Raw genomic sequence first — 26,720 nt, forward strand, 5'->3', positions numbered from 1 at the left:
AATCATCCTGATAATCAGGCGATAAAATTTCATTACTGAAGCTAATTCGCCACTTCAGGCAAAGGTATTAATTCCGTATATATTTCCGGGAGTGGTGGTTAATAACGTAGGCACACTCTCCTCCTCCGGCGCGTGCTCCTCGCCCTCCTGCGCGGCATGCTCGTCGCCTGCGGCGTGTTCCCCCTGCTCACCGGCGGCAAACGACTGCCCTTCCGCGCTGACGCTGGACTGACCCAGCTGAATGCCGGATTCCGCCATCGCGGCGCGCAGCTGCGGCATCGCCTGCTCCATCACGTGGCGAATGTGCGCATGCTCGCTGACGATATGGATCTGTGCCTGATCCTGTTGCACGCGCAGGGAAATCTGCAGCGACCCCAGCTCTTCCGGGTGCAGACGGATCTCCGCGCTGTGCAGCCCGTTGCGGCTAAAGACCGCAATGTGCTGGCTGACCGACTGCTTCCACTCCGGCGCTTCCGGCGGATGGTTAACGGTGACCACCTGCTGCGGCGCATGGGCGACGCTGGTGCGTACGGCGGCAGGCAGCGCCACGGCGTTCACCGTTGGCGTCGCGGCAACCTCGGTGGTGATCAGCGCTTCGCTGCTGAGCGGTGCGGGCTGCACCGCCAGCGGCGCGGCAGCGGCCGCCGGGGTTTTATCCCCGCTCATCATCAACATTGCTGCGGTTTTGCCCTCCGGCGCCGCGTTTTTTTCGCCCGGTACGCCTTTCACCGGCACTTCCCCGGTGACGCTGCGGGTTACCAGCTGCTGCAGCTGCCACTGGGGGCTTTCGTCCCCTTCACCGTCGGTCAGGGCGATGCCCTGCAACGCCTCTGCCAGCGCGGGCATAGCCATCAGCGGCCTTCCCTCGTCATCAAGGACAGGTGCGTCGTCAACCAGCTTGCCCGGCAGTAGCCCGGCAGGTAAGGCGTCCTCCGGCAGCGCGGCCAGCATCTGCGGGTCAAGGCCCGGGAAAAGCTGCGCCAGCTCGGCCAGCTTGTCATCCAGCGCCAGGCTGAAGTTCTCGTCAGCGAGCAGCCCGGCCTTCGGTTTGCCCGGTGCCCCGCTGCCCAACAGCAGGGTGGCAATATCAATGTTCATAGCCTTTCTCTCTTTTGTCCGGCACGCTGGGCAAATTCATCCATCAGCTTCTGTTCATGTCGGCTTTGAACCAGCGCCTGCGCCGTCTCCCGGCGGGCAATCAGGGTTTCAAAGGCGTTCAGGCGCTGCTTGTTCTGCACCCAGTTCTGCTTCACCTTGTCGACCGCCTGTTCACAGGCGTTAACGTGGCCTTCCTGCTGCTTGACGACCTGCTTCAGCGATAAAATAAACGACTGATGATTCACCAGATCCGCCACCGACATGCCGCCGCCCATCATCCCCTGACGCAGGGACTGCTGGTACTCCTGCTCGTAGTGCTGCAGCTGTTCGTGCTGGGTGAGCGCCTGCTGAAGCTGCTGCTGCGCGCCGCCCAGCGCACGGGTGGTCTCCGTCAGCGTCTCTTCGGCCATATCGCGCAGCAGCGTCATCGGGTTTTTTACCTTCATCGCGCCTCCGGATTAGTCTTTGATGTCCGGGAAGAGCCCGGACAGGGCGCGAACGGCATCGTCATAGCCGCTGCGCTCGTGGATCGCCTGGTGGAGGAATGCCTCCAGCGACGGGTATTTGTCGATGGCCTGATCCAGCATCGCGTCGCTCCCTTTAACATACGCGCCCACGCTGACCAGATCGCGGTTACGCTGATACGCGGAGAGCAGCTGTTTGAAACGCTGCACCCGGCGGTACTGGGCATGCGGGATCAGCTCGGTCATGGCGCGGCTGATCGAAGCTTCAATATCGATAGCCGGATAGTGCCCCGCCTCGGCCAGACGACGCGACAGCACGATATGGCCGTCGAGGATCGCGCGCGCGGAGTCGGCAATCGGATCCTGCTGGTCGTCCCCTTCCGTCAGCACCGTATAAAATGCGGTGATCGAGCCGCCCCCTTTCACGCCGTTACCGGTGCGCTCAACCAGGGCAGGCAGGCGGGCAAACACCGAAGGCGGATAGCCTTTGGTGGCCGGCGGTTCGCCAATCGCCAGCGCCACTTCACGCTGCGCCATGGCGTAGCGGGTCAGGGAGTCCATGATCAGCAGCACGTTGAGGCCGCGCTCGCGGAAATCCTCCGCGATGCGGGTGGTATAAACGGCGCCCTGCATGCGTAAAATCGGTGAGACGTCGGCCGGGGCGGCGACAACCACTGCCCGGGCCAGCCCCTCTTCGCCAAGGATATTCTCAATAAAATCTTTCACCTCGCGGCCACGCTCGCCAATCAGCCCCACCACGATGACGTCAGCGGTGGTGAAGCGGGCCATCATGCCGAGCAGCACGCTTTTGCCGACGCCGGAACCGGCGAACAGGCCCATACGCTGTCCTCGCCCCACCGTCAGCAGGCCGTTGATGGCGCGCACGCCGACGTCGAGCACGGTTTTGATCGGGTCGCGGTGCAGCGGGTTAAGCGTCGGGGTAAAAAGCCCGGCCGCCGGTTTTCCCGGCGCGGGACGGCCATCCAGCGGACGGCCCTGGGCATCCAACACGCGGCCCAGCAGATGCGGGCCAACGGGGAGCTGTTTACCGGCGTGGCTGTCGCTTTGCAGGGCGTAGATGCGCGCCCCCGGCAGGATACCGTCGACATGCTCCAGCGGCATCAGGAACAGCGTCTGGCCATTAAAGCCCACCACCTCGCTCTCGACCGGGATAATTCCCTGCTCCGTCTGGCGCTCAACGATGCACAGGGCACCGATGGGCAGCTTCAGCCCCACGGCCTCCATCACCAGCCCGGTGGCGCGCGTCAGCTTGCCGTACTGGCGAAAATCGGGCACCTGCGTGAGTTTTTCCTCCACCCGGTCGAGGGCGGAAAGCCACTTTTTTAGCTGCTGGCTCATTGCGAGAGCTCCTCGCGTGCCAGCTGGCAGAGCGCCTGCCAGCGGGTTTCCATGCTGGCGTCCACCTCAACGTCCGGGGAGACAATCCGGCAGCCCCCGGCGGCCAGGCTGGCGTCGCGGTGCAGCTCCCAGCCCATCGCGGTGAGCGTTTCGCCCAGCGCCGCCTGCACCCCCGCAAACGCGTCCGGGCTGACATACAGCTGGATGGTGCCGTGCAGCAGGGCATCCTGCTGCATCAGGCTGCGGATCTGCGCGTTCAGCGCCTGGTTGTCCGTCACGCGGGCAGTGCCGTAGAGCTGCTGGACAGCGGTGAGCGACAGCTGCACCAGACGCGCGGGGACCAGCCCTTCGAGGTTTTCCAGCGCCAGCTTAAAGTTGCTGACCCAGACTTCGGCCTCGCGCAGCAGCGCCTGCTGCTCCACGCGCGCCTGCTCTACGCCCTGGGCAAACCCGGCGTCGCGGCCCTCTTTCAGCCCGGCCTCGTAGCCCTGCTTGCGCCCCTCTTCCTGGCCCTGCTGCTGTCCCTGAGCAAATCCCTGCTGCTCCGCCTGCTTGCGCAGGCGCGCCAGTTCAGCTTTCAGCTGCGCCTCAGACTGGGCGTTATCCATCGTCGGCAGCGGGGTGTCCAGCGGCTCACCCAGCAGGTTTTCAGGCTTCCAGGCGCGCCACTCACGGGCGTTGTTATCATCAAACGTAGGCATCGTCGCTGCCTCCTATCAGGATCTCGCCAGACTCGGCCAGGCGACGCACCACGTTGAGAATGGTCTTCTGTTCGGCTTCCACCTGCGACAGACGCACCGGGCCACGGGAGGCCAGATCGTCGGTCATCAGCTCGGCCTGACGGCGTGACATATTGCGGAAGAACTTCATGCGCAGCGGCTCGTCGGCCCCTTTCAGGGCGATGATCAGCGTCTCGCTCTCGATCTCCTGCAGCAGACGCTGAATGCTTCTGTCTTCCACATCCACCAGGTTTTCGAACAGGAACATCTCGTCGATGATCTTCTGCGCCAGTTCGCCGTCGAAATCGCGCACCGCCTCGATGGCCGCCTCCTCCTGATGGGATTTCATCAGGTTGAGGATCTCGGCCGCCGGACGGACGCCGCCCATCTTGCTGCGCTTGAGGTTCTGACCGTGCAGCAGGTTGTTCAGCACTTCCGTCAGCTCCTGCAGCGCGGCAGGCTGTACGCCGCCAAAGGTGGCGATACGCAGCATAATGTCGTTACGTTCGCGCTCGTCGAATTTGCCCAGCACGTCCGCCGCCTGGTTACGCTTGAGGTGTACCAGGATGGTGGCGATGATCTGCGGATGCTCTTCGCGGATAAGATCGAACACCGCCTGCGGATCCATAAAGTTGAGCGTTTCGATACCGTTGGTGCCCTGATGGGTATCCAGCAGATCTTCCAGCAGCGAGGAGGCACGCTCTTCGCCCAGCGCCTTGACCAGCACGCTGCGCAGATAATCGTTGGTGTTGAGGCTGAGCGCGGCATATTCGCTGGAGTCTTTCTTAAACTCCTCCAGCACCATGGCCATCTGGTCGTGAGTAAAGCCCGCCATGTTGACCATCGAGGCACTGATCTGTTTAACCTCGTGGGCGTTAAGGTGCTTGAACACCTCCGCCGCCAGGACATCTCCCAGCGTCAGCATGACGATGGCGCTTTTTTCTGAGGCATTCATTATTTCGGCTCCTTACTCATCCACTGGCGGATCACCAGGGCGATAACGCGCGGTTCCTGCTCTGCCAGTTCACGCAACTGTTGACCATTGAGTTCCGTATCCACCCGCTGCTGCGCACGGTCGCGGTTGTTTTTCTCCGCTGCACGTTTTTTGGCGGCAATCTCTTCTTCCCGGGCCTCTTTTTCCATCTCCAGACGACGAATCGTGGTCTCCTGGTGGCGGATCCAGGCCGGCTGCACCAGCTTGCGCCACATGATCCAGGCGATAATGGCAATGACCAGATAACGGGCGATAGCCATCAGCAGCGCGTAGAAGCGATCCTGCTTCCAGAACGGCGGTACCGGTGTCTCTACCACGCCGTTAAAGGCGGAGTTCAGAATATTGACGCTGTCGCCGCGCGCGGCGTTGTAGCCGATGGCCTCTTTCACCAGGGCGTTAATGCGCGCCAGCTCGGCCTCGCCGATCGGCCCCGGCTTGCCCTCTTCCCCTTGCGGCAGGTGGTTAATCACCACCGCGACCGACAAGCGCTGGATGCGTCCGGCATTGGATTTGGTGTGGGTCAGGGTGCGATCCACCTCAAAGTTGGTGGTCTCATCGCTGCGGTTGTTGTACGGCTGCGCCGTTTCACGGCTGGCGCTGCTGCCGGTGGTTTTCTCTTTTTTGTCGTCCGCAGGCGTGTTAAGCGGCTGGGTCAGCGGCGCGGTGGCCGGTGCCGGTGGGGTGTTGCTCAACGCGCCCGGCACGCCGCTCGCGCCACGGCGGTTACCCTGCTCCGAGAGGCTGGCCTGACGGCTGCGGATCGCCATTTTTTCCGGGTCGCTGTTCGGCTGGTACTGCTCCAGGGTCTGCTCCTGCTCGGTGAAATCCATCTGCGCGGTCACCTGGGCGCGGATGTTTTCATCCCCCACCAGCGGGGCGAGAATGCGCTGAATGCGCTGCTGATAATCGCTTTCGATTTCATTGGTGTATTTCAGGTGCGCCGTCTGCAAGCCGCGCAGCCCGCTCTGGGTGAGGAGGTTGCCGCGCTGATCGACAATGGTCACGCTCTCTGCGGCCAGCCCGGTCACCGCACTGGAGATCAGATGGGTGATGGCCACCACCTGGCTGTCGTCGAGGGTCCGGCCCTGCAGCAGGTTAACGGTGACCGAAGCGGTCGGTTTTTTCTGTTCGCGGACAAACATCGACGGTTTCGGCGTGGCCAGATGCACGCGCGCGCTCTGGATCGGACCGAGATTTTCGATGGTGCGCGCCAGCTCGCCTTCGAGTGCACGCTGGTAGTTCACCTGCTCGGTGAACTGGCTGACGCCAAACTTCTCCTGATCGAGCAGCTCAAAGCCCACCGAGCCCCCCTTCGGCAGCCCCTGCTGGGCCAGCTTCATGCGCACCTCATGCACCTGGGAGGCCGGCACCATAATGACGCCTCCCGGTGTATCGATCCGGTAAGGCACATTGAGCTGTGACAGCTGGGCGACAATCGCGCCCCCTTCTTCATCACTGATATTGCTGAACAACACCCGGTAGTCCGGCTCTTTTGCCCAGAACATTAACGCGATGATGACGGAAAGCGCCGCAGCGCCGCAAATCACCAGCAAAAGCTTCGGGCTGCCGCGAAGTGAGGACAGTATCGATTTAATTCGCTCTGCCGGATTGTTGGTTAACTCATTTAGTGTGGCACTCATGCCGTATTCCTGTATGAAATAGCACGCATCAGCGATGCGCGTCAGCTCACGAAATTCGCGAGAGTGATGTCGACGATTTCAAAAATATAAGAATTTTTCAGGCGGGCATTATCGTCTGAAAGGCGTTTTTTTTAAGGATAAATAAGCTCAAAGTTCTGTCGGCTTATTGGATTTTCTGAGGTTTTTAAACGCGTGTTAAGCTGTCGACGTTTAAAAGATGTGCAATAAACAGTGGTTTTTATCCCATTTATCAGGAACTGAAAAATGTCAGCGACATTAATGCGTGGCGTACTCGATCAAATTCAGACCCAGGCGCAGCAGGTCAGCGGCCCGTCTAACCGGCTGCAGAACGCGCGCGGCGACGCGCCCTCCTTTTCTGACGTTTTATTTAACAGCATTAACGAAATAAATAAAACCCAGGTTGAGGCAAAGAACAAAACACAGCAGTGGATGTCAGGCAGTAGCGATATTGCCCTGAATGACGTGATGCTGGCGATGCAGAAATCCTCTATTTCATTCAGCTTCGGTATGCAGGCGCGAAATAAGATGATCAGCGCGTATCAGGAAATAATGAATACCCCGGTGTAAGGTCTGATCCCATTCTATGAGTGAAATTAACAGCACGCCTGCACGCTTATCCCTGAATACGCTTTCTCTGACTGACAGCGAATTACAGCGTGTCGGGAAATTAATCTATAAGCGCGCCGGCATTGTCGTCAACGCGCAAAAGCGAGAGATGATTTTCAATCGTCTCTCTCGTCGCGTGCGCACGCTGGGACTGGCCACGTTCAGCGAGTATATCGCCCTTCTGGAGTCGCACGCAGAGCACCCGGAATGGCAGAACTTTATCAACGCGCTGACCACCAACCTGACCTCCTTTTTCCGCGAGGCCTATCACTTCCCGATCCTCGCGGAACATGCCCGGCAGCGCGCGAATGGCTATCGCGTCTGGTGTACCGCCGCCTCAACGGGGGAAGAGCCCTGCTCTATCGCCATGACGCTGAACGATCAGCTTGGCGCGTCGGTGGCCGGGCCGCGCATCTGGGCGTCGGATATCGACACCGAGGTGCTGGCAAAAGCGGAAGCGGGCGTGTACCGGCTGAGCGATCTGGACGCCCTGACGCTGGCGCAGAAGCGCCATTACTTTCTGCGGGGCGCAGGCGATAACAGCGAATGGGTGAAGGCCAGACGGGAATTGTTGGCGGCCATCCACTATCAGCAGCTGAATTTACTCGATGAAAAGTGGTCCGTTCCCGGGCCGTTCGACGCCATTTTCTGCCGCAACGTGATGATCTATTTCGACGCACCAACGCAGCAGCGCCTGCTGCAGCGCTTTGCGCGTCTGCTTAAGCCAGGTGGCCTGCTGTTTGTCGGCCATTCGGAACACTTTAACCACGCACATATTCCGCTGCGCCTGCGGGGGCAGTCGGTGTATGAACTGACGGAGGCCACACGGTGAAGGCGATTCGTGTGCTGGCGGTCGATGATTCCGCGCTGATGCGAAACATGCTCAGCGCGGTGGTCAATCAGCAGCCGGATATGGAAATGGTCGGTACGGCACCGGACGCGTTTATCGCGCGCGAGTTGATCAAACAGCTTAACCCGGACGTGCTGACGCTGGATATCGACATGCCGCGGATGGACGGGCTGGAGTTTCTCTCCCGCCTGATGCGCCTGCGCCCGATGCCGGTGATTATGGTCTCCTCCCTGACTACCCGCGGGTCGAAAGCCACTCTGACCGCGCTTGAGCGCGGCGCGGTGGATTTTCTGCCCAAGCCCGAGCACCGCGGTGCAGAGAATATCGACAGCTGGGGCCAGCTGGTGGTGGAGAAGATCCGCGTCGCGGCCCGCGCGAAGCTGGCCCCGCACGACCCGGCTGCCAGGCCGGTGCTCGCCGGTATTCCCGTGCGCCAGCAGAGCCTCATCGCCATTGGTGCCTCCACGGGCGGCACGGAGGCGCTGCGCCGGGTGCTGATGCCGCTGCCGGTCAGCACGCCGGGGATTGTGATTGCCCAGCATATGCCTGCCGGTTTTACCCACTCTTTCGCCCAGCGACTCGACTCGCTGTGCCAGATTGCCGTGCGTGAAGCGCAGGATGGCGAGCCGGTGCTGCCAGGTACCGCCCTGATTGCCCCGGGCGATCGCCATATGGAGGTCATCTGCCAGGACAACGGCTACCGGATCAGGCTCAGCGATGCCCCGCCGGTGAACCGTCATCGTCCGTCGGTGGATGTGCTGTTTGACTCCGTGGCGCGTCAGGCCAGCAAACACGCCAGCGCCGCCCTGCTGACCGGCATGGGCGCGGACGGTGCGCGTGGCCTGCTGCACCTGCGCCAGACCGGCGCCTTTACCCTCGCGCAGAGCGAAGCCACCTGCGTGGTGTTCGGCATGCCGCGGGAGGCGATTGCGCTGGGCGCGGCGAAAAAGGTCGTCGACCTCGACGATATCAGCCAGTGCTTACTGGACAGTTTCCATAAACATAAATCATCCCATACCGACTCACGACGTTCAGGAGATACCCCCCATGTCGGATAAAAATTTGCGTTTTCTGGTGGTAGACGACTTCGCCACCATGCGACGCATCGTACGAAACCTGCTGCAGGATCTGGGCTACAAGCACATTGACGAGGCCGAAGACGGCCAGGACGCGCTCAACAAGCTGCGCGCCAGCGACTTCGATTTCGTGGTCAGCGACTGGAACATGCCGAATGTCGACGGACTGGAGCTGCTGAAAACCATCCGCAGCGATGCGGCGATGGCAAAACTGCCGGTCCTGATGGTGACCGCAGAAGCGAAGAAAGAGAACATCATCGCCGCGGCTCAGGCAGGCGCCAATGGTTACATCGTTAAACCGTTCACCGCTGCCACGCTGGAAGAGAAGCTCGGCAAAATCTTTGAAAAACTCGGGTAACCCTTATGAACTCCCCGTTAAACATGCAGGCGGATAACGCCACTGAGATTTTCGTTCGCATCGGACAGTTGACCCGTCTGCTGCGCGACAGCATGGCCAACCTCGGTCTGGAACAGGCGATTATGGAAGTCGCGGACGCGTTTCCGAACACCCGCGACCGCCTGAACTATGTGGTGGGTAAGACCTCGCAGGCCGCCGACCGGGCGCTGACCAGCGTCGAGGTGGCGCGCCCGCTGCAGGAAGGGCTGAGCGATAACGCCACCGCGCTCAGCGCCCGCTGGGATGCGTGGTTTGACAATCCACAGCCGCTGGACGATGCCCGCGAGCTGGTTAAAGCCACCCGCGCGTTTCTGCACGACGTGCCGGAAAAGACCCAGCAGACCAACCGCCAGCTGACTGAAATCATGATGGCGCAGGACTTCCAGGATCTCACCGGCCAGGTGCTGCAAAGCCTGATGCACGTTATCGAGACCGTGGAGAAGGAACTGATCAGCGTGCTGGTGGAAAACATGAGCGAACGCGACGCCAGCGCCGCTGCCGGTGATGCGCACCTGAAAAACGGTCCGCAGATCGATACCCGCGCCGAGGGCATTGTGGCGTCTCAGGAGCAGGTGGACGATCTGCTGGAGTCACTCGGCTTCTAATCCCGCCGGGCGAATGTCATGTCAGAACAAAACGACAGCGAAAAAACAGAAGACCCCACACCCCACCGAAAGCAAAAAGCGCGCGAAGAGGGACAGGTTCCCCGATCGCGCGAACTGACAAGCCTCCTGATGCTGCTGGCAGGCTGGGGGTTGCTGCTGGTGGCGGGCGGCTGGCTGGCAAAACAGCTGCAGCAACTGCTGCATAACGGTCTGACGTTTGACCGGCTGTTAGTCAGCGACCCGCAACAGATGCTGTATCACGCCGGATCGCTGCTGGGGATGGCGTTTCTGGCCCTGCTGCCCTTCGTCGGCGGGCTGTTTCTTACCGCCGTTGCCACGCCGTCGCTGATTGGCGGCCTGAATATGAGCGCCAAGGCCCTCAAATTCAACGTCAAAAAGCTCAACCCGATCAGCGGCATCAAGCGTCTTTTTTCCGCGCAAATGGTGTCGGAAATGGTCAAGAGCATTCTCAAGGTGACGCTGGCGGGCATCGGTGGCGGGCTGTTCCTGTGGTTCAACAAAGGGAAATTTATCAGCCTGATGTATGAGCCACTGCGCCTGGCGCTGGGTGATATCAGCGCCCTGCTGATGGGCTGCATGCTGGTCATCATCTTATCGCTGATCCCGATGGTGGCGTTCGACGTGGTGTACCAGCTCTGGAGCAACTTTAAGAAGTTGCGCATGAGCCTGAAGGAAATCAAAGACGAATTCAAAAATCAGGAAGGCGACCCGCTGATTAAAAGTCGCATCCGCCAGCTGCAGCGTCAGATGGCGCAGCAGCGAATGATGACCGATGTCCCCACCGCTGACGTGGTGGTGAATAACCCGACCCACTATTCGGTGGCCCTGAAGTATCAGGAAGGCGCCATGGGGGCGCCGATGGTGGTCGCCAGCGGTAGCGGGCTGATTGCCCTGCGCATCCGCGAACTGGCCGAAGAGAACCGGGTTCCCATGCTTGAGGCACCGCCGCTGGCGCGCGCCCTGTATCGCCATTGTGACCCCGGCTCACCGGTTCCCGCCGAGCTCTATAGCGCGGTGGCGGAAGTCCTGGCCTGGGTTTATGGCCTGAAGCGCTGGCGTAAGGGCTATGGCTTACGTCCGCTGACACCTAAAGATCTTCCCGTTCCGGCGGGAATGGATTTTGCACAAGAGAGTAGAGAGTGATGGCCAATATCGCCACCAAATTACGATTACCCAACATGAAGGAAACCCAGTGGCAGGTGCTGGCCGGGCCGGTACTGATCATGACCATCCTGGCGATGATGATCCTGCCGCTGCCGACCTTCGTGCTGGATCTGCTGTTTACCTTCAACATCGTGCTGTCGATCATGATCCTGCTGGTCGCCATGTTTACCCAGAACACGCTGGAGTTTTCCGCATTCCCGACGGTACTGCTGTTCTCCACCCTGCTGCGGCTGGCGCTGAACGTCGCCTCCACGCGCGTGATCCTGATGAATGGCCATACCGGCTCAGAAGCGGCCGGTCAGGTGGTGGAAGCGTTCGGCCACTTCCTGGTGGGAGGCAATTTCGCCATCGGTATCATCGTATTCATCATCCTGATCATCATTAACTTTATGGTGATCACCAAGGGTGCCGGACGTATTGCGGAAGTGGGCGCACGTTTCTCTCTCGACGGGATGCCGGGCAAGCAGATGGCGATTGACGCGGATCTAAACGCTGGCCTGATCGGCGAAGAGGAAGCCAAACGCCGCCGTAAAGAGGTGACGCAGGAGGCGGACTTCTACGGCTCGATGGACGGTGCCAGTAAGTTTGTGCGCGGTGATGCCATCGCCGGGCTGCTGATTATGGCGATCAACATTATTGGTGGTCTGGTGATCGGCGTGATGCAGCACGACATGTCCGCCAGCGTGGCCGGTGAAACCTACACCCTGCTGACCATCGGTGATGGTCTGGTGGCTCAGATCCCGGGCCTGGTGATCTCCACCGCGGCCGGTGTGGTCGTGACCCGTGTGGCCAACGATCAGGATGTGGGCGAGCAGATGGTGGGCCAGCTGTTCACCTCTCCGCGCGTGATTGTGCTGGCGGCGGGCGTGATTGGTCTGCTGGGGCTGATCCCCGGCATGCCGAACTTCGTCTTCCTGCTGTTTACCGCCACGCTGCTGGGCGTCGCCTGGTGGCTGCGCGGCCGTGAAGGCGACGCGAAAAAAGCCGGTGGCGCGCAGACCGACGCCGACGCGGCGGAAGCCGAGGTGGCGCAGGTGCACGAAGCCACCTGGTCTGACGTACAAATGGAAGATACCCTGGGTCTGGAAGTGGGCTATCGCCTGATCCCGATGGTGGATCACGAGCAGCAGGGCCAGCTGCTGACCCGCGTGCGCGGCATTCGCAAGAAGTTCGCCCAGCAGATGGGCTTCCTCCCCCCTGCCGTGCATATTCGTGACAACCTGGATCTGGCCCCGACGCACTACCGCATCCTGCTTAAAGGGGTCACCATTGGTTCAGGCGACGTGCAACCGGATCGCTGGATGGCGATCAACCCCGGCTGCGCAGAGGGCGAAGTCCCCGGCACCCCGTGTACCGAGCCGACCTTTGGCCTGCCTGCCCTGTGGATTGACGAAGTGCATCGCGAACTGGCGCAGACGCTGGGCTACACGGTGGTTGACCCGAGTTCGGTGGTGGCAACGCACCTCAACCATCTGATCTCCACCCATACCGAGGAGCTGTTTGGCCGTCAGGAGGCGCAGCAGCTGCTCGACCAGATCACCAAACACTCACCGAAACTGGTGGAGGATCTCATTCCGGCGGTTATCAGCCTGACCACGCTGCACAAGGTGCTGCAGAACCTGCTGGCCGAGCGCGTGCCGATCCGCGATATGCGCACCATCATCGATACGCTGGCGGAGTTTGCCACCGCCCAGAGCGATGCCGATGAGCTGACCACCCGCGTGCGGGCGCGTCTTTCCAGGGCGATCACCCAGCAGTGGTTCCCGGGGGAGGGCGATATTCAGCTGATTGGTCTGGATCTCTCCCTGGAGCAGCTGCTGGTCCAGGCGACCCAGAGCGGCAGCGCGATTGAGCCAGGCATTGCCGAAAACCTGATGAAGCAGACCGAACAGGCGCTGCAGCACCAGGAAGGCTTAGGCGCGCCGCCGGTGCTGCTGGTGAACCCGGCCCTGCGCCTGATGCTGTCGCGCTACCTGCGCCGCATCTTCCCGCAGCTGGCGGTTCTTTCGAGCCAGGAGATTAATACCCAGCGCAACGTGCGGATGACCTATCTGATTGGGGGGAAAGGATGACGCGATGGGCTGCGGGACTACTTCTGATCTCACCGCTGGTCATGGCGGCGGACGGATCCTGGAGCAGCAGCAGCTTTGGCGGCACGATGACGCGGGGCCAGCAGGTGCTGAAGAGCAAACCGGTGCAAAGCCCCTCTCCCCTGCCCGCGGGGGCCGTGGCCGCCCGCGTACACTGGAAAATCACGACCCATGGACTGACCCCGCCGGGGTTTCGCATCCGCCTGTGCAGCGAGGCACGCTGCCTGCCGCTCTCCGGTTTTTCCGGCGAGCAGCGTCTGCCAGCCGGTATGCCAGCAGGCGGGCCATTTCGTTTCGAGTATTATTCCACGGCGGGCGGGCGTCTTGACGCCCCGTTAACGGTGCTGAGTAATCAGGTTACGGTGAGTTACCGGAACCGCGGTTGAGCCCGAGCATGACCGGCGAACCGGTCATGCTTGCGGTACAACTTAGAAATCGACGCGCAGGCCGACACTTCCCACCACCGGCGACTCAACATGCTCACTCTTCGCGTAGCTCGCATCCAGCCAGACCTCGGTTGACGGAGTCACTTTCACGCTGATACCACCCGTGAATGTGCCACCCGTTCCGGTGAAGTCGTTGGTAAAGTCATAGGTTTCGTTAATGCGCGTACTGCCGTTTTTGACCAGCTCCTGACGCAGGGCCGCCGTCGCATAAGGCATGACCTGCACCTCACCGGCCTCCAGACGCGTGCTCACACGCAGACCGGCTTGCGCCTGCAGTGAACGTCCGTCGCCGGTTTCCGCCGTCATCCCGTTGTTCAGTTTGACGTGCTCAGACGGGGTCATCCAGCCGTCGAGCCCGGCAAACGGCGTCAGACGCGTGGCATCGCTCAGGGCGATGTGACGACCCGCTTCCAGACCCAGTCCGTATCCCCAGCTGTTCCAGTCGGCACGCGCCGTTGCGCCATCGCTCATGCGGGCGCTCAGCTTGTTGGCGAAATGGTTAATCTGCGCGGAGCCGCTGGTGTACCAGCCGTTAGCCGAGTTCAGCGTGGCATACAGACCGCCACCGTAGCTGGTGACACGGCTCTGGCCGCCGCGGGCATGTTTAACCTGACCGGTTGACTGGCTCAGCCAGGCCCCTGTGGTGAGATCCCCTGCATTCAGAGAAGTTACCTTATCGCCGCCCAGCATCATGCCGTTTTGTTCCAGGCGGTAGGCGGAACCCCAGGCGCCGTCGACATCGCTGCGGCTGTGCAGCACAGTGCCCCACATGCCGGACTGCGGCCGGGTGCGGGTGTCGTCAAGACGCGCGCGCAGGACGTTCATTTCATACTCGTGGATAAACTGTGGCGCGGACGCCATCGACAACATCGCATCGGTAGACGCGGAGGTTGAACCTGCCGCCTGTACCAGCTCCCACTGATTGCCATTACGCACCAGCGTATGCTGCCAGGCTCCCACGTCGAGGCGTCCCCCGTTCAGGGCAAATTCAGCATCACCGCCGCCGGTACGCACCAGCGTCAGCGCGTCGTGACCGGCCTCGCGACCGCTGGCCGCCACGTGCAGAGTGTGTTTCCCGGAGGCGCTGTCGGTGATATCCAGAAGATCGGCTTCGCCCGTGAGGAGATCGGCATTCATCACAAAATGGCCGCTGCCGGAGAGCGTGCCGAGCGTCAGGGTGCGGTACTCCTCTCCTGCGGCAAATTTCACCGTTCCGCCCGCCATGGAAAGGGATTTGATATCGGAGTCAGCCGTCATTTCATAGAGAGAAGTGTTATCCACCGACAGGGAATTGACGTTCGTCATCGCGCCGGAGAGATGGCTGCCGTTGCTGAGCGCGACGTCAACCACAGCGCCTTCTTCCGCACGGACAGTGCCTGCGGCCTGGCTGGCGTTGAGCGACAGGGAGACTTCGCTGCCCTTTCTGGCGGTCAGAAGTTCCCCGGTATCGGAGCCAGCGGTGCTACCGTTTGTCAGGAGAATAGTCTGGCTACCCGAGCTGACCATAAACGCCGGGCCGTTTACCGCTCCAACGCTGGAGCTGTCCAGGCTGACATTGTTATTGCCACTAAGGTATATACCGGACGCATATCCCTTAATCGCGCTACCGATAAACGTGCCGTGAGTACCATTAAAATCAACTGCCCCGGTGAAGACTTCATCGCTATTGGCAATAACACTGTTCTCGACGATGACCTCTGCATTGTTCGCCGCGAATTGCCGCGCGCGGATTTGTGCCGCGGCTAATTGCGCATCATACATAATAAGTTGGAATGCGATCGTCGTGTTGCGCAGCCGGGTGTCCCCCATCAATGCGGCGACGTTAACGTGAGCATTATCAATAGTTGCCGTACTGCCAGCTTGAAGCGTCAGGAAGCCATTAACCTGCCCGCCATCCATGGCCAGATGGCCATCAGAAATGGTCATTTTACCGACAACCGCATCCTTTGCGGTTAGCGTCGCGCCATTTTGAACCTGATAGTCTTCATTACTGGGGGAGCGGCCATCAATAAGGGTGTCTTTTTCGATGAGGGTGGCGGCAGAGGAAGCACCGGCGGTGCCAAGCAGTGTGACGAGGATCGCCCTGCGAAGCGGCGAAAAATAAAATAACGGTTTCATGAATTGCCTTTCTGATGAGGAATAAACAGAGAGGAGTTCCTCTCTGTTTATTCATCGGTGAAAAGGCCATTGGCTAAAATTTAATACGCTGCAACGTCCAAATCCGATTGCGCCTGTAACGTTTTCCAGCGCAAAGGGGTAAATGCAGCAGCGCTGATTATCTTAACGACTTTATGTTCGTCTTTATTAATCAGATATTTTGCATCCTGCACGGGATAAAGCCTATCGCCCGCAGTAACAGGTGCTGAGGAGGTAATGACCGCCACCAGCTTTAACTGCTCAGCACACAGAATAAGCGCATAGCGCTGCACGGCCGCTAACTCTATAACATCTGTAACCCGCCACTCCATAGCGTCTCCTGTCTCACAAACCCTGGATCTGTCAGAAGTAGAAGGTAAATTGCGCGACACCGCCAATTGTGCGGTCGCGTCCGGCAAGGGCGGTTAAGTCAAACTGCATGGCCTCACCGGCGGAAAGCCCGACACCGCCCGTCACCACGCGGCGGTCATTGCCGCGCATATCCAGACGATAGCCCGCCCGCAGCTGCACCCAGTCGGCTGTGCGCCATTCCGCGCCAAAGGCCGCGTACTGGTTTTTGTCGATATACTGGAAATTGCTGACCGGCGTCAGGTCAATATCGGCCCCCAGCGTCACCGGTCCGGTTTGCCAGGCGGTACCGGCGGTGAGCTGTGGACGGATCACAAAGGCAGGCTGATAGCCGTTTACCTCTCGGGTTTTTACGCGGTTTTCAAACAGGTTTTGCGCGGAAAGCGCCACCATCCAGCCTGGGGTCGGCGAGGCAAAGAGACCGGCGTCGATGTTGGCGCTCATGGTCTGGTGCTGCCAGTTGCCATCGCGCAGATCGGAGCTGTCATAGTTGTTGATGGCAACGTTGTAGTTCCACGTTTCAATACGCTGGATCTTCGGCGTGAACCCCACACCTGCAGGAATATCCCCCACGGTAAACGGATGGGCAATCGACACGCCGTATTCAGTGACCAGCGCCGCCATCCCTTCGGCGCGGGAGGTCAGGTTATCCAGATCTTCCTTCACCGGAATAATGGAGCCATTGGCAACGCCTTCGAGATACTCCAGGTCGCTCTGACTGACCAGCGCACGGGCATTGCCCTTCGCCCAGCTGTTAACGGATAGCGCGATGGGCAGTGAATCATCCGGCACCGCCAGCACCATCGCCAGCCCGACATTCGCGTAAGCATTTTCCCCGGAAAGACCAGCAACCATTTCGCCCAGTTTACCTGCGGCCTGCGCCTCATTGCCGGTACCCATGGCGCTTTCCAGCCTGTCCCAGGCCGATTTGACATCATCAAAACCATCAATCAGGTTGGCCGGATCGCTGACCTGCGCGCCGAGGGACGGTGCGATCAAGCTGATTTTATCCTGCGAGCGCGAGGTCGCCAGCAGGGCCGGGTTGACCAGTGGCGCCACACCAAAGTGTGCCGACGCCACGCCGGTGCCCCCCATGGCGGTGCTGCGGGCATCAAAACCGTTATAAGAAGCAGAGGCAAAAGGGACTGTCGCGCTAAACCCTGCAATTAACAGGCTGCGCATAATAATATTCGTTTTCATTTTATTTCCAGAGTCATATTGAGTGGCGCGTGATAGCGCACATTGCGTGTGGTATAAATTGCTCTTTATTATGCTATCAGGAAGTTCAATCTGTTTATCTGGCAATAACCTTAAAGACCTTTCTACTATTTACGACTTTAGTGAACAGAATAAATTATTTATCCCTTCATCACCCGAAATGCTTACAATTGTCATCGCTTATTAACGTGATAAAGGATTGCCTGTAAAAAACAGGCTGCCATAATAGATTTCTCATTATTATTGCCGGGAGAATAACCGTGCGCTATTTCGCTGTCGTGGTTTCATCAATATTAATGTGTGGCTCTTCTCTGGCCACGTCCGTAAAAGCCGCAACCCTGCCTGAGCTGGCAGAGGCCTTAAATACACGGTTCGACGTGATGAAGGATGTGGCAGGCTATAAAGCGGCGAACCACCTTCCCGTTGAGGATCTCCCGCGAGAAAAAAATGTGCTCCTGAAGGCGCAGAGCGCTGCCCGTGACGCCATGCTGGATCCGCAGAGTATTGACGCGTTTGTCCAGACGCAGATGGCCATCAGTAAAAATATCCAGTATCGCTACCTTGACCGCTGGCGTTTACAGCCAGAAAAAGCGTGGCAGCCCCGTCCATTGAAAGAAGTCAGAGCACAAATTCTGCAACTGGATAATACGATCCTGAATCTGATTAGCCGTCAAATCCTGACCGGTGGTGGGTTTGGTGAAGAGCAGGACCGTATGCTGGCCCGATTACTGGACGATAAGCAGATCTCTGACCTGGAGAAGGCGCAACTGATTGACGCGCTCGGGAAGATTAAACGTCGTCAATAACCCGTTTGAAGAGAATAAAGGAGCAACCATTGATCCTGAAAAGAACCTCAGGCCTGTCCGTTTTTCCACTCCTGATGATAACGCTGGTTCTGTCAGCCTGTAGCGCGTCTGAACACAAGCCCGCGGCAAAAAATAGCGCCCTTTTCACCCCACAAAGTTCGCCACTGCCCTACAAAGTGACGCTTTCCGGAACACAGGATGGCCGTATGCTTTGTGAAAATTGCGGAAATAATGGCAAAAAAGTCTTGATCCGCAGTGGGGACAAACTCAGCCAGTATAATATGATGATCGATAGTCCCTATTTTGCCTTCCTGTGCAACAACTCCGCAAATGCCTGCCGGACCGGTTCGTGGATTGCGATTAATAAAAACTCAGCCACTCCATATGTTAAAACACTCTCGCTTGGCGGCGGAGCGCTAATCAGCGATCTCCGACCCGCAAATGATGAGCATCACACCTGGCTGCAGGTGACGTATGTTAACGGAGAGCAAAACGTATTTGTTTTGGAAAATAGCCAATAACCGTCGGCTACAGACTTTCCTCACCTGATGTTCTCATTGGGAGATTTGTCACTGAAAGGAAACGGGATAAATGGTTGAATAATGGCGGAGAGGCTGGCCTCTTCTGCCATTCCGACATCTCAACGTTTTGTAGTTGCCTTCATGCCGGTTTCTTTGGCATGTTAACCTGACCTTTCAATTTTGTTCACGTGACGAGTTTGCGAGCAAAGCGATGATTAAGTGGCCCTGGAAATCAAATGATGCTGGTCAACATGCGGCGCTGCCGTGGGATGACGCGCTGGCGATCCCCGTGCTGGCCAGTCTCCAGCCGGATGAACAGTCAAAGCTGATTCAGCTGGCGGATCGCTTTTTGCAGCAAAAGCGGCTGGTCCCGCTGCAGGGGTTTGAGCTGGATGCCCATAAAAGTGCGCGCATCGCCCTGCTGTTCTGCCTGCCAGTGCTTGAACTCGGTATTGAGTGGCTGGACGGTTTTCACGAAGTGCTGATCTACCCTGCGCCGTTCGTGGTGGATGACGAGTGGGAAGATGATATCGGGCTGGTGCATAACCAGCGCGTGGTGCAGTCCGGGCAAAGCTGGCAGCAAGGGCCGATTATCCTCAACTGGCTCGATATTCAGGACTCGTTCGACGCGTCCGGTTTTAATCTGATTATTCATGAGGTGGCGCATAAGCTGGATACCCGCAACGGCGATCGCGCCAGCGGCGTGCCGCTGATCCCGCTTCGCGACGTCGCGGGGTGGGAGCACGATCTACATGCGGCGATGGATAACATCCAGGACGAAATTGACCTGGTGGGGGAAAGCGCGGCCAGCATCGATGCCTATGCGGCGACCGATCCCGCCGAGTGTTTTGCGGTGCTGTCAGAGTATTTCTTCAGCGCACCCGAGCTCTTCGCGCCCCGTTTCCCGGCGTTGTGGCAGCGTTTCTGCCACTTTTATCAGCAGGATCCACTTAAGCGTCTAAGGCAGCATGAGGAGTCTGGCGGCGCGTCTGTCCGCCAGGTCCACTAGCGCCTGCCGGCCGGGGTACGCTCAGCTGACCATACCCCTACGCTCAGGGCCAAAAACAGCAGCGCCATTCCCCAGGCGGCCACGATTAACGACGACTCACCGGATACACGCGTCATCAGCGGCACCAGCAGCGCACTGACGCCATAGCCTAACGTATGGCTGGTGGCAATCACCCCCGCCCCTTTCCCTGTCGTCAACCTGTCGTTCAGCAGTAGCTGATAGCCGGGCGTCGCCATGGCCGCACCCAGCGAGGTGATGACGATCCCCGCGTAGAACAGCGCGACATCCGCAATACACATCACCCCGAGGCCGACAACCATCAGCCCCGCCGCCAGGCAGAGCAAGGTGACCGGGCTGAAATGCTGCGGGCGAACCACCAGAAACTGCGCAGCGAGCGTGGCCAGCGCGGCCAGGCTCAGCAGGACCGCGACATGATGGCTAATCTCCCGGGCGTTACCGTTCAGTAACGGGCTAAGATGCGGTGACAGGCCAAGCTGCATCAGACTCACCAGCGCCGCCAGCAGCAGCGCCAGCAGCAGGAACGGCAGCATTGCTGCGGTTAGCCGGGTCGACTGGTGCGCCACCGGCGGCAGCGGCGGATCGGCGACTTCGCGCAGCACCAAAAGCAGAGCGATTAACGGCGCGATCGCCATCAGCCACAGCGGCGCCACCGGGTTAACGCTGAGCATCATCGCCGCCAGCGGCGGGCCAAGCAGACGCCCGCAGCTGAGACCGGAGCTGATTGTCGCCAGCGCGGCCATTCTTTTCTCCAGCCCCGCACGCTGAATCGCCCACGTCTGGGCCGCAGGCACCAGCCCGGAGACCGTCAGGCCGTACAGCGTTCGCGAGAGGACCAGCCCCGCCAGCCCCCACACGGTATCCAGCCTCCCGGCGGCCATCGCCCAGACCACCAGCGCCATGACGACAAAACTGGCCAGATAGCCGCTGAGCGCGGCCAGCATCACGCTTTTACAGCCGTGCCGCTCGCTCTGGCGTCCCCACCAGGGTGAGGCCGGTAAAAAGAGCATCGATCCGAACATCAACAGACCCGCCCAGACGGAGAGGGAGAGTCCGGTCAGGGTGACCAGCTGCGGCAGCATCACCAGCAAACCGTTTTGTCCGATCCCTAATAAACCTGCACACAATGCCAGGGGCCAGTTCGCTTTCGGGGTGAGATTGTCCGTCAGAGTGTCAGAAAGTGAGCGCATAGAATTGTGAACATAGTGTCAATAAATGTGTGGAAATCATGAACTTTATGAAAACAAATATTGCAAAAATAGTTGCGACTGTAAACAGAATGAATATCATAACGAGAATTATTATCAGTCATGGAATGAGGTACACCTATGCGTACTCTGCCCCGCTCTGCCGGTACAGACGTTGCGGCCCAGTGTTTTTTAAACGCCCTGTTGCGCGAAACGAAGGACTGGCGCTATTTCCCCGCGACCTGCGCGGATGCGTTATCGCAGATCCATATCCCGCTCTCGCCAACCCAGGCCATTCGGGTTTCAGTACACTATTTTTCCCCAACCCAGCATCATCAGTACCGTTTCCCGGCAACGCTTATCCAGAGCGACAGCGACCATGGTGACGCCGTCACTTTCCCTCAACTGGTTGATTTAATTCTTGAAAAACCCTCTGTAAAAGGCTCACTGGATGCCGATACGCTGGCGCGTTTTAAACAGCGCGTCCTCGAAAGCCATGCCCACACCTGGCAGGCGATCGACCTGCGTCACCGCTGGGCAACCCTGCGCGACACGCCGCTGACGTTCGCCGAGGCGGAACAGGCGCTGCTGGTGGGGCATGCGTTTCACCCGGCCCCGAAATCGCACGAGCCGTTTAACGAAGCCGAAGCGCGTCGCTATTTGCCCGATTTCGCCTCCCGCTTCCCGCTGCGCTGGTTTGCCGTTGAGAGCGAACTGATTGCCGGCGACAGCCTGAACGTCTCCCTGCGCGAACGCCTGCTGCGCTTCGCCGCCCAGAGCGCGCCTGAGCTGCTCGGCCACTTCACCGACACTCGCTGGCTGCTGCCGATGCATCCATGGCAGGCGGAGTATCTGCTGGAGCAGGCGTGGTGCCAGCGGCTGGTGACGAAGGGTGCTCTGCAGGATCTGGGCGAAGCGGGCGCGCAATGGCTGCCGACCAGCTCTTCCCGCTCGCTGTACAGCGAAACCAACAGCGACATGATTAAGTTTTCCCTCAGCGTGCGCCTGACCAACTCGGTGCGCACACTGTCGGTGAAAGAAGTTAAGCGCGGGATGCGCCTGGCGCGTCTGGCGAAGACGGCGCGCTGGCAGGAACTCCAGGCGCGCTACCCCACCATGCGCGTCATGCAGGAAGACGGCTGGGCGGGTCTGCGTGACGAAAGCGGCACCATACAGGAAGAGAGCCTGATGGCCCTGCGTATCAACCTGCTGTTTGATACCCCGGATACGCAAACCAACGTGCTGGTGAGCCTGACGCAGGCCGCGCCGGACGGCGGTGATAGCCTGTTGGCCGCGGCGGTGCGCCGTCTCAGCCAGCGGCTGGATTTACCGCTAGCCCAGGCCGCGCGCTGCTGGCTGGACGCCTATTGCGACCGCGTGCTCCTCCCGCTGTTCAGCGCCGAGGCGGACTACGGTCTGGTGCTGCTGGCACACCAGCAAAATATCCTCGTTGAGATGCAGCAGGATTTCCCCGTCGGGCTTATCTACCGTGACTGCCAGGGCAGCGCCTGGACCGAAGGGGCTGATGCATGGCTACAGGAGGCGGGTGAAAGCGAGGTGGAAAACCGCTTTGGCGAAAGCCAGCTGCTGCGCTACTTCCCCTATTACCTGCTGCTCAACTCCACACTCGCCGTCACCGCCGCCCTCGCCGCTGCCGGTTTCGACAGCGAAGAGAGCCTGATGATCCGGGTGCGTGATGCACTGGTCGGACTGCGCCAGACCGCGAAGCAGACCCGCTGTCTTGACTACGTGCTCGACAGCCCGACCTGGAACTGCAAAGGCAATTTCTTCTGCTACCTGCACGATCGCAACGAAAACACCATTGCCGACCCGGCGGTGATCTATTTCGACTTTAGCAACCCGTTTTACAAGGAGAAGGCGTGATGGCTAACGCGAATATCGTCCATTCCGGCTACGGCTTTCGCTGCACCACAACTGATAAATCTCTTCCGCTGAGCCTGGGTCTCGACGGCAGCGCGGTGCTTGAGCGTATGAATGACATTCCGGACGGCTGGCTGGTCGAGGCGCTGGATCAGCTGTTCGTCGCCGCACCGTCGCTGACCGGCATCACGCTGCCGTGGGCAGTCTGGCAGGATGAACCCCAGGCGCAGGCGCTGTTTCGCCAGGCTCACGGGGATTATCTGGCCCGTGCGTCCTTCTGGCAGCTGCCGCTGTGGCTTAAAGGCGAACGTCCGCAGGCCAGCGGTGGTATGCAGTTCGATGAGAGCCGTCAGCTCTACTTCCCGCTGCGCCCTCACCGCCCGCAGGGCGAAGTCTATCGCCGTTACGATCCGCAGATTAAACGCTCCCTGAGCTTCCGCGTGGCGGACGTGGCGCTGGACGGCGAACGTTTTACCCAATGGATGAACAATCCACGCGTCAATGCCTTCTGGGAGATGGCCGGCCCGCAGGCCGAGCAGGAGAACTACCTGCGCCGTCAGCTCGATTCGACGTACTGCTATCCGGTTATCGGCTGCTTTGACGATCGGCCGTTCGGCTATTTTGAGCTTTACTGGGCGCCGGAAGATCGTATTGGTCGCCACTATCGCTGGCAGCCGTTTGACCGCGGGCTGCATATGCTGGTCGGGGAAGAGAACTGGCGCGGCGCGCAGTATATCCGCAGCTGGCTGCGCGGCCTGAGCCACTATCTGTTTATGGATGAACCGCGCACCACGCGGATTGTCGCCGAGCCACGTTTCGACAACCAGCGCCTGTTCCGCCATCTGGCTACCACCGGTTTCGACACCGTCAAAGAGTTCGATTTCCCGCACAAGCGTTCGCGCCTCATCATGAGCGAGCGTCACCGCTTCTTCAGCGAGGTGGGCCTGTGAACGCACTCTGGCAAAAAGTGAACCGTGAGATGGTGGCGAAGATCCTCGCCGAGCTGGAATACGAGCGCACCCTGCGCGCTGAGTCCCTGGACACGGACCGCTGGCAAATCACCATGGGCAGCGAAACCTGGCAGTTTCACGCCACGCGCGGGATCTGGGGCTGGCTGCATATCGACCCGAACAGCCTGACTGCCGTGAGCGGCGCGACCATTGAAGCCGAAAGCGCGCTGCTGCAGCTGGCCACGGTGCTGGAGATGAGCGATGCGCAAACGGCAGAGCATCTGGAAGATCTCTACGCCACGCTGCGGGGCGATATTCAGTTGCTGCAGGCGCGTGAAGCGCTGGATGCCGACGCGCTTATCCACCTCGACCCGGACGAACTGCAGTGTCTGATGAGCGGCCATCCGAAGTTTATTTTTAACAAGGGACGCCGCGGCTGGGGGCTGGATGCGCTGCGCCAGTACGCGCCGGAATACCGCGGGCGTTTTCACCTGCACTGGGTCGCCGTTAAGCGCGAGCAACTGGTCTGGAGCAGCGACGCCGATTGCGACATTCACAATCTGCTGGCCAGCGCCATGGACAACGCCGAGCGCGCCCGCTTCGACACCCGCTGGCAGGCGCTGGGGCTCGACGACAGCTGGCTGCCTGTGCCGCTGCACCCGTGGCAGTGGCAGCAGAAGATCGCCATTCATTTCCTGGCACAGCTGGCGCGCGGTGAGATGGTGGAGCTGGGCGAGTTTGGCGATGAGTACCTGGCGCAGCAGTCCCTGCGCACGCTGACCAACGCCAGCCGCCGCACGAAATATGACATCAAGCTGCCGCTGACCATCTACAACACCTCCTGCTATCGCGGTATTCCGGGCAAGTACATTGCTGCTGGGCCGCTGGCATCGCGCTGGTTACAGCAGCAGTTCACCAGCGACGCCACCCTCATCCGCTCTGGCGCGCAGGTGCTTGGCGAACCAGCGGCGGGGTATCTCTCGCATCCGGGTTATGCCGCATTGCCGAAAGCGCCCTATCGCTACCAGGAGATGCTGGGCGTGATCTGGCGGGAAAACCCCTCCTGCTATCTGCAGGACGGTGAACAGGCGGTGCTGATGGCGGCGCTGATGGAGACCGACAACGCCGGGCGTCCGCTGATTGACGCGTGGATCACACGCTCGGGGTTAAGCGCCGAAGCGTGGCTGGAAACGCTGTTTGAGGCGACGGTGATCCCGTTCTATCACCTGCTGTGCCGCTACGGGGTGGCGCTCATCGCCCACGGGCAGAACGTGACGCTGGTGATGAAAGATTACGTCCCACAGCGCATCCTGCTGAAGGATTTCCAGGGTGATATGCGCCTGGTGGATGAGGATTTCCCGCAGGCGCAGAGCCTGCCGGAGCAGGTGAAAGCCGTCACGGCGCGCCTGAGCGCGGATTACATCATTCACGACCTGCAAACCGGCAACTTTGTGACGGTGCTGCGGTTTATCTCGCGTCTTACCCAGCAAAGCGGGGTCAGCGAAACGCGTTTCTACCAGATCCTCGCCGGCGTGCTGCAGCGCTATATGGCTGCGCACCCGGATCTGGCGGAGCGCTTCGCCATATTCGATCTCTTCAGACCGCAGATCATTCGCGTGATCCTCAACCCGGTCAAACTGACCTTCTCCGAACACGACGGCGGTAGCCGCATGCTGCCCAACTATGTCTCCGATCTTGATAACCCTCTTTTTCTGGTCTCCCGGGAGTCAGCGCAATGAAAACCTATGATTTCATCGGCATTGGTATTGGCCCGTTTAACCTCAGCATCGCCGCCCTCGCAGAGGGGCTGGACGGCTTTAGCTCGCTGTTTCTTGAGCGTAAACCGCATTTTTCCTGGCACCCGGGAATGATGGTGCCGGACTGCCACATGCAGACCAGCTTCCTGAAGGATCTGGTCAGCGCCGTGGAGCCTACCAACCGCCACAGCTTCCTCAACTACCTGGTGCAGCGTAAAAAGTTCTACCGCTTTCTGACCACCGAGCAGCGCACCGTCTCTCGCGAAGAGTTTGCCGATTACCTGTGCTGGGCGGCGGAAAACCTCACCAACCTCGCTTTCAGCCAGCAGGTGCAGCAGGTCAGTTTTGATGAGAACAGCGGCCTGTTTGAGGTGGTAACCCAGCGCGATCGCTTCCTGGCACGCCATGTCTGCGTGGGGATTGGCAAACAGATCAATCTGCCCGACTGCGTCACCGTGCAGGACGATACCTGCTTCCACGCCAGCGAGATGATGCTGCGCACGCCGGATCTTGCGGGCAAGCGCGTGACTATCGTCGGCGGCGGGCAGAGCGGCGCCGACCTGTTTTTAAATATCTTCCGCGGGGAATGGGGACAGCCGCTGAGCCTGAACTGGGTGTCACGCCGCAACAATTACAACGCGCTGGATGAGGCCGCATTTGCCAACGAGTACTTCACGCCGGAGTACGTGGACAGCTTCTCCACGCTCGGTGAAGAGGCCCGTCGCCAGATGCTGCACGAGCAGAAGATGACCTCCGACGGGATCACCACCGAGTCCCTGCTGGCCATTTACCGCGCCATGTACCACCGCTTTGAAGTGCTGCGTGAGAAACCCTGGGCGCACCTGATGCCGTCCCGCTCGGTGACCGCGCTGACGCGGCTGCAAAACGGGCAGCGGCTGAGCATACAGCATCACCTCGACGGCGGTAGCGAGCAGCTGGAGAGCGACGTGGTGATTTTTGCCACCGGTTACCGTGCCGTACAGCCGGCGTTCCTCGCGCCGCTGTCTCACCGCCTCCATCTGGACACAGACGACGCCTTCTGTATCAACAACGATTTCACCCTTGAATGGGACGGCCCGCAGAGCAATCGCCTGTTTGCCGTGAATGCCGGGATGCACCGTCTCGGCATTGCCGAACCCCAGCTCAGCCTGATGGCCTGGCGTGCAGCGCGAATTCTGAATCGCGCGCACGGCGACGAGCCGTTTGAGCTGGCCACTACCCCCGGCGTGATCCACTGGCGCAGCACCGCCAGCCCGGAGAGCAGCCAGGTTTTTAAATCGTTAGCCAAAACGACTGAGTACTGACACACACATTCAGG

Annotated in this window: 25 protein-coding genes; 15 read left to right on the forward strand and 10 right to left on the reverse strand. The window is 59.9% G+C overall.

Annotated elements, in window-relative coordinates:
• Nucleotides 1–54 precede the first annotated feature (54 nt).
• Genes C1N69_RS14435 through fliF form a run of 6 tightly spaced genes read right to left on the reverse strand, consistent with a single transcriptional unit; the run spans nt 55 to nt 6,274 of the window.
• Entirely contained in the window at nt 55–1,098 is a 1,044-nt protein-coding gene (locus tag C1N69_RS14435; RefSeq protein ID WP_155031421.1) for a flagellar hook-length control protein FliK, read from the reverse strand.
• Nucleotides 1,095–1,544 (reverse strand): flagellar export protein FliJ, encoded by a 450-nt coding sequence (fliJ, locus tag C1N69_RS14440; RefSeq protein WP_032672560.1) that lies wholly within the window; start codon nt 1,542–1,544, stop codon nt 1,095–1,097. Before fliJ ends, C1N69_RS14435 begins: the two co-directional genes overlap by 4 nt.
• Nucleotides 1,545–1,556: 12 nt before the next feature.
• Complete coding sequence (gene fliI / locus C1N69_RS14445; RefSeq protein ID WP_155031422.1) at nt 1,557–2,921, reverse strand: flagellar protein export ATPase FliI; 1,365 nt, start codon at nt 2,919–2,921, stop codon at nt 1,557–1,559.
• Nucleotides 2,918–3,622 (reverse strand): flagellar assembly protein FliH, encoded by a 705-nt coding sequence (locus C1N69_RS14450; RefSeq protein WP_155031423.1) that lies wholly within the window; start codon nt 3,620–3,622, stop codon nt 2,918–2,920. Before C1N69_RS14450 ends, fliI begins: the two co-directional genes overlap by 4 nt.
• Nucleotides 3,609–4,595: a flagellar motor switch protein FliG gene (gene fliG / locus C1N69_RS14455; protein ID WP_059385151.1), complete on the reverse strand. Its 987-nt coding sequence runs from the start codon at nt 4,593–4,595 to the stop codon at nt 3,609–3,611. Before fliG ends, C1N69_RS14450 begins: the two co-directional genes overlap by 14 nt.
• Nucleotides 4,595–6,274 (reverse strand): flagellar basal-body MS-ring/collar protein FliF, encoded by a 1,680-nt coding sequence (gene fliF / locus C1N69_RS14460; RefSeq protein WP_155031424.1) that lies wholly within the window; start codon nt 6,272–6,274, stop codon nt 4,595–4,597. The genes fliG and fliF overlap by 1 nt, the downstream gene beginning before the upstream one ends.
• A gap of 264 nt (nt 6,275–6,538) precedes the next feature.
• Here fliF and fliE point away from each other — a divergent pair, with 264 nt between their 5' ends.
• The 8 genes from fliE to C1N69_RS14500 are packed head-to-tail and all read left to right on the forward strand — an operon-like array spanning nt 6,539 to nt 13,490.
• Nucleotides 6,539–6,862 (forward strand): flagellar hook-basal body complex protein FliE, encoded by a 324-nt coding sequence (gene fliE, locus C1N69_RS14465; RefSeq protein WP_155031425.1) that lies wholly within the window; start codon nt 6,539–6,541, stop codon nt 6,860–6,862.
• 16 nt (nt 6,863–6,878) lie between these two features.
• Nucleotides 6,879–7,733 (forward strand): CheR family methyltransferase, encoded by an 855-nt coding sequence (locus C1N69_RS14470; protein WP_155031426.1) that lies wholly within the window; start codon nt 6,879–6,881, stop codon nt 7,731–7,733.
• Entirely contained in the window at nt 7,730–8,809 is a 1,080-nt protein-coding gene (locus C1N69_RS14475) for a protein-glutamate methylesterase/protein-glutamine glutaminase (RefSeq protein ID WP_155031427.1), read from the forward strand. Before C1N69_RS14470 ends, C1N69_RS14475 begins: the two co-directional genes overlap by 4 nt.
• Nucleotides 8,799–9,185, forward strand: a complete 387-nt coding sequence (gene cheY / locus C1N69_RS14480; RefSeq protein ID WP_059385156.1) for a chemotaxis response regulator CheY — start codon at nt 8,799–8,801, stop codon at nt 9,183–9,185. Before C1N69_RS14475 ends, cheY begins: the two co-directional genes overlap by 11 nt.
• Nucleotides 9,186–9,190: 5 nt before the next feature.
• On the forward strand, nt 9,191–9,829 hold the full coding sequence (gene cheZ / locus C1N69_RS14485; protein WP_155031428.1) for a protein phosphatase CheZ: 639 nt from the start codon (nt 9,191–9,193) through the stop codon (nt 9,827–9,829).
• Between the two features lie 18 nt (nt 9,830–9,847).
• Nucleotides 9,848–10,993, forward strand: a complete 1,146-nt coding sequence (gene flhB, locus C1N69_RS14490) for a flagellar biosynthesis protein FlhB (RefSeq protein ID WP_155031429.1) — start codon at nt 9,848–9,850, stop codon at nt 10,991–10,993.
• Complete coding sequence (gene flhA, locus C1N69_RS14495; protein WP_155031430.1) at nt 10,993–13,086, forward strand: flagellar biosynthesis protein FlhA; 2,094 nt, start codon at nt 10,993–10,995, stop codon at nt 13,084–13,086. Before flhB ends, flhA begins: the two co-directional genes overlap by 1 nt.
• Nucleotides 13,083–13,490, forward strand: coding sequence for a flagellar protein FlhE (locus C1N69_RS14500; protein WP_104557512.1), 408 nt, complete (start codon nt 13,083–13,085; stop codon nt 13,488–13,490). The genes flhA and C1N69_RS14500 overlap by 4 nt, the downstream gene beginning before the upstream one ends.
• 42 nt (nt 13,491–13,532) lie before the next feature.
• Here C1N69_RS14500 and C1N69_RS14505 read toward each other — a convergent pair whose 3' ends face one another.
• The 3 genes from C1N69_RS14505 to C1N69_RS14515 all read right to left on the reverse strand — a co-directional run bounded on the left by C1N69_RS14505 (nt 13,533) and on the right by C1N69_RS14515 (nt 17,255).
• Nucleotides 13,533–15,668: an autotransporter outer membrane beta-barrel domain-containing protein gene (locus C1N69_RS14505; protein WP_155031431.1), complete on the reverse strand. Its 2,136-nt coding sequence runs from the start codon at nt 15,666–15,668 to the stop codon at nt 13,533–13,535.
• Nucleotides 15,669–15,748: 80 nt separating this feature from the next.
• Complete coding sequence (locus C1N69_RS14510; protein WP_059385162.1) at nt 15,749–16,018, reverse strand: hypothetical protein; 270 nt, start codon at nt 16,016–16,018, stop codon at nt 15,749–15,751.
• Between the two features lie 31 nt (nt 16,019–16,049).
• Entirely contained in the window at nt 16,050–17,255 is a 1,206-nt protein-coding gene (locus tag C1N69_RS14515; RefSeq protein WP_155031432.1) for a conjugal transfer protein TraF, read from the reverse strand.
• 278 nt (nt 17,256–17,533) lie between these two features.
• Between C1N69_RS14515 and C1N69_RS14520 the strand changes: the two genes are divergently transcribed.
• The 3 genes from C1N69_RS14520 to mtfA all read left to right on the forward strand — a co-directional run bounded on the left by C1N69_RS14520 (nt 17,534) and on the right by mtfA (nt 19,609).
• Nucleotides 17,534–18,079 (forward strand): chorismate mutase, encoded by a 546-nt coding sequence (locus C1N69_RS14520; protein ID WP_155031433.1) that lies wholly within the window; start codon nt 17,534–17,536, stop codon nt 18,077–18,079.
• Between the two features lie 29 nt (nt 18,080–18,108).
• The gene (locus C1N69_RS14525) at nt 18,109–18,600 is read left to right on the forward strand and encodes a hypothetical protein (RefSeq protein ID WP_146086292.1); all 492 of its coding nucleotides are present in this window, start codon (nt 18,109–18,111) and stop codon (nt 18,598–18,600) included.
• A 211-nt stretch (nt 18,601–18,811) separates the two neighbouring features.
• Nucleotides 18,812–19,609, forward strand: coding sequence for a DgsA anti-repressor MtfA (gene mtfA, locus C1N69_RS14530; protein WP_047959006.1), 798 nt, complete (start codon nt 18,812–18,814; stop codon nt 19,607–19,609).
• Here mtfA and C1N69_RS14535 read toward each other — a convergent pair.
• On the reverse strand, nt 19,606–20,817 hold the full coding sequence (locus tag C1N69_RS14535; protein ID WP_155031434.1) for an MFS transporter: 1,212 nt from the start codon (nt 20,815–20,817) through the stop codon (nt 19,606–19,608). The genes mtfA and C1N69_RS14535 overlap by 4 nt on opposite strands.
• Nucleotides 20,818–20,955: 138 nt before the next feature.
• Here C1N69_RS14535 and C1N69_RS14540 point away from each other — a divergent pair, with 138 nt between their 5' ends.
• The 4 genes from C1N69_RS14540 to C1N69_RS14555 are packed head-to-tail and all read left to right on the forward strand — an operon-like array spanning nt 20,956 to nt 26,706.
• Nucleotides 20,956–22,698 carry an IucA/IucC family protein gene (locus C1N69_RS14540; RefSeq protein WP_155031435.1) on the forward strand — a complete coding sequence of 581 codons (1,743 nt, stop codon included), beginning with the start codon at nt 20,956–20,958 and terminating at the stop codon, nt 22,696–22,698.
• On the forward strand, nt 22,698–23,645 hold the full coding sequence (locus C1N69_RS14545) for a GNAT family N-acetyltransferase (RefSeq protein WP_155031436.1): 948 nt from the start codon (nt 22,698–22,700) through the stop codon (nt 23,643–23,645). Before C1N69_RS14540 ends, C1N69_RS14545 begins: the two co-directional genes overlap by 1 nt.
• Nucleotides 23,642–25,384: an IucA/IucC family protein gene (gene iucC / locus C1N69_RS14550; protein WP_155031437.1), complete on the forward strand. Its 1,743-nt coding sequence runs from the start codon at nt 23,642–23,644 to the stop codon at nt 25,382–25,384. The genes C1N69_RS14545 and iucC overlap by 4 nt, the downstream gene beginning before the upstream one ends.
• Nucleotides 25,381–26,706: a lysine N(6)-hydroxylase/L-ornithine N(5)-oxygenase family protein gene (locus tag C1N69_RS14555; RefSeq protein ID WP_059385169.1), complete on the forward strand. Its 1,326-nt coding sequence runs from the start codon at nt 25,381–25,383 to the stop codon at nt 26,704–26,706. The genes iucC and C1N69_RS14555 overlap by 4 nt, the downstream gene beginning before the upstream one ends.
• Nucleotides 26,707–26,720 lie beyond the last annotated feature (14 nt).

The sequence above is a fragment of the Enterobacter sichuanensis genome (assembly GCF_009036245.1).
GTDB lineage: Bacteria > Pseudomonadota > Gammaproteobacteria > Enterobacterales > Enterobacteriaceae > Enterobacter > Enterobacter sichuanensis.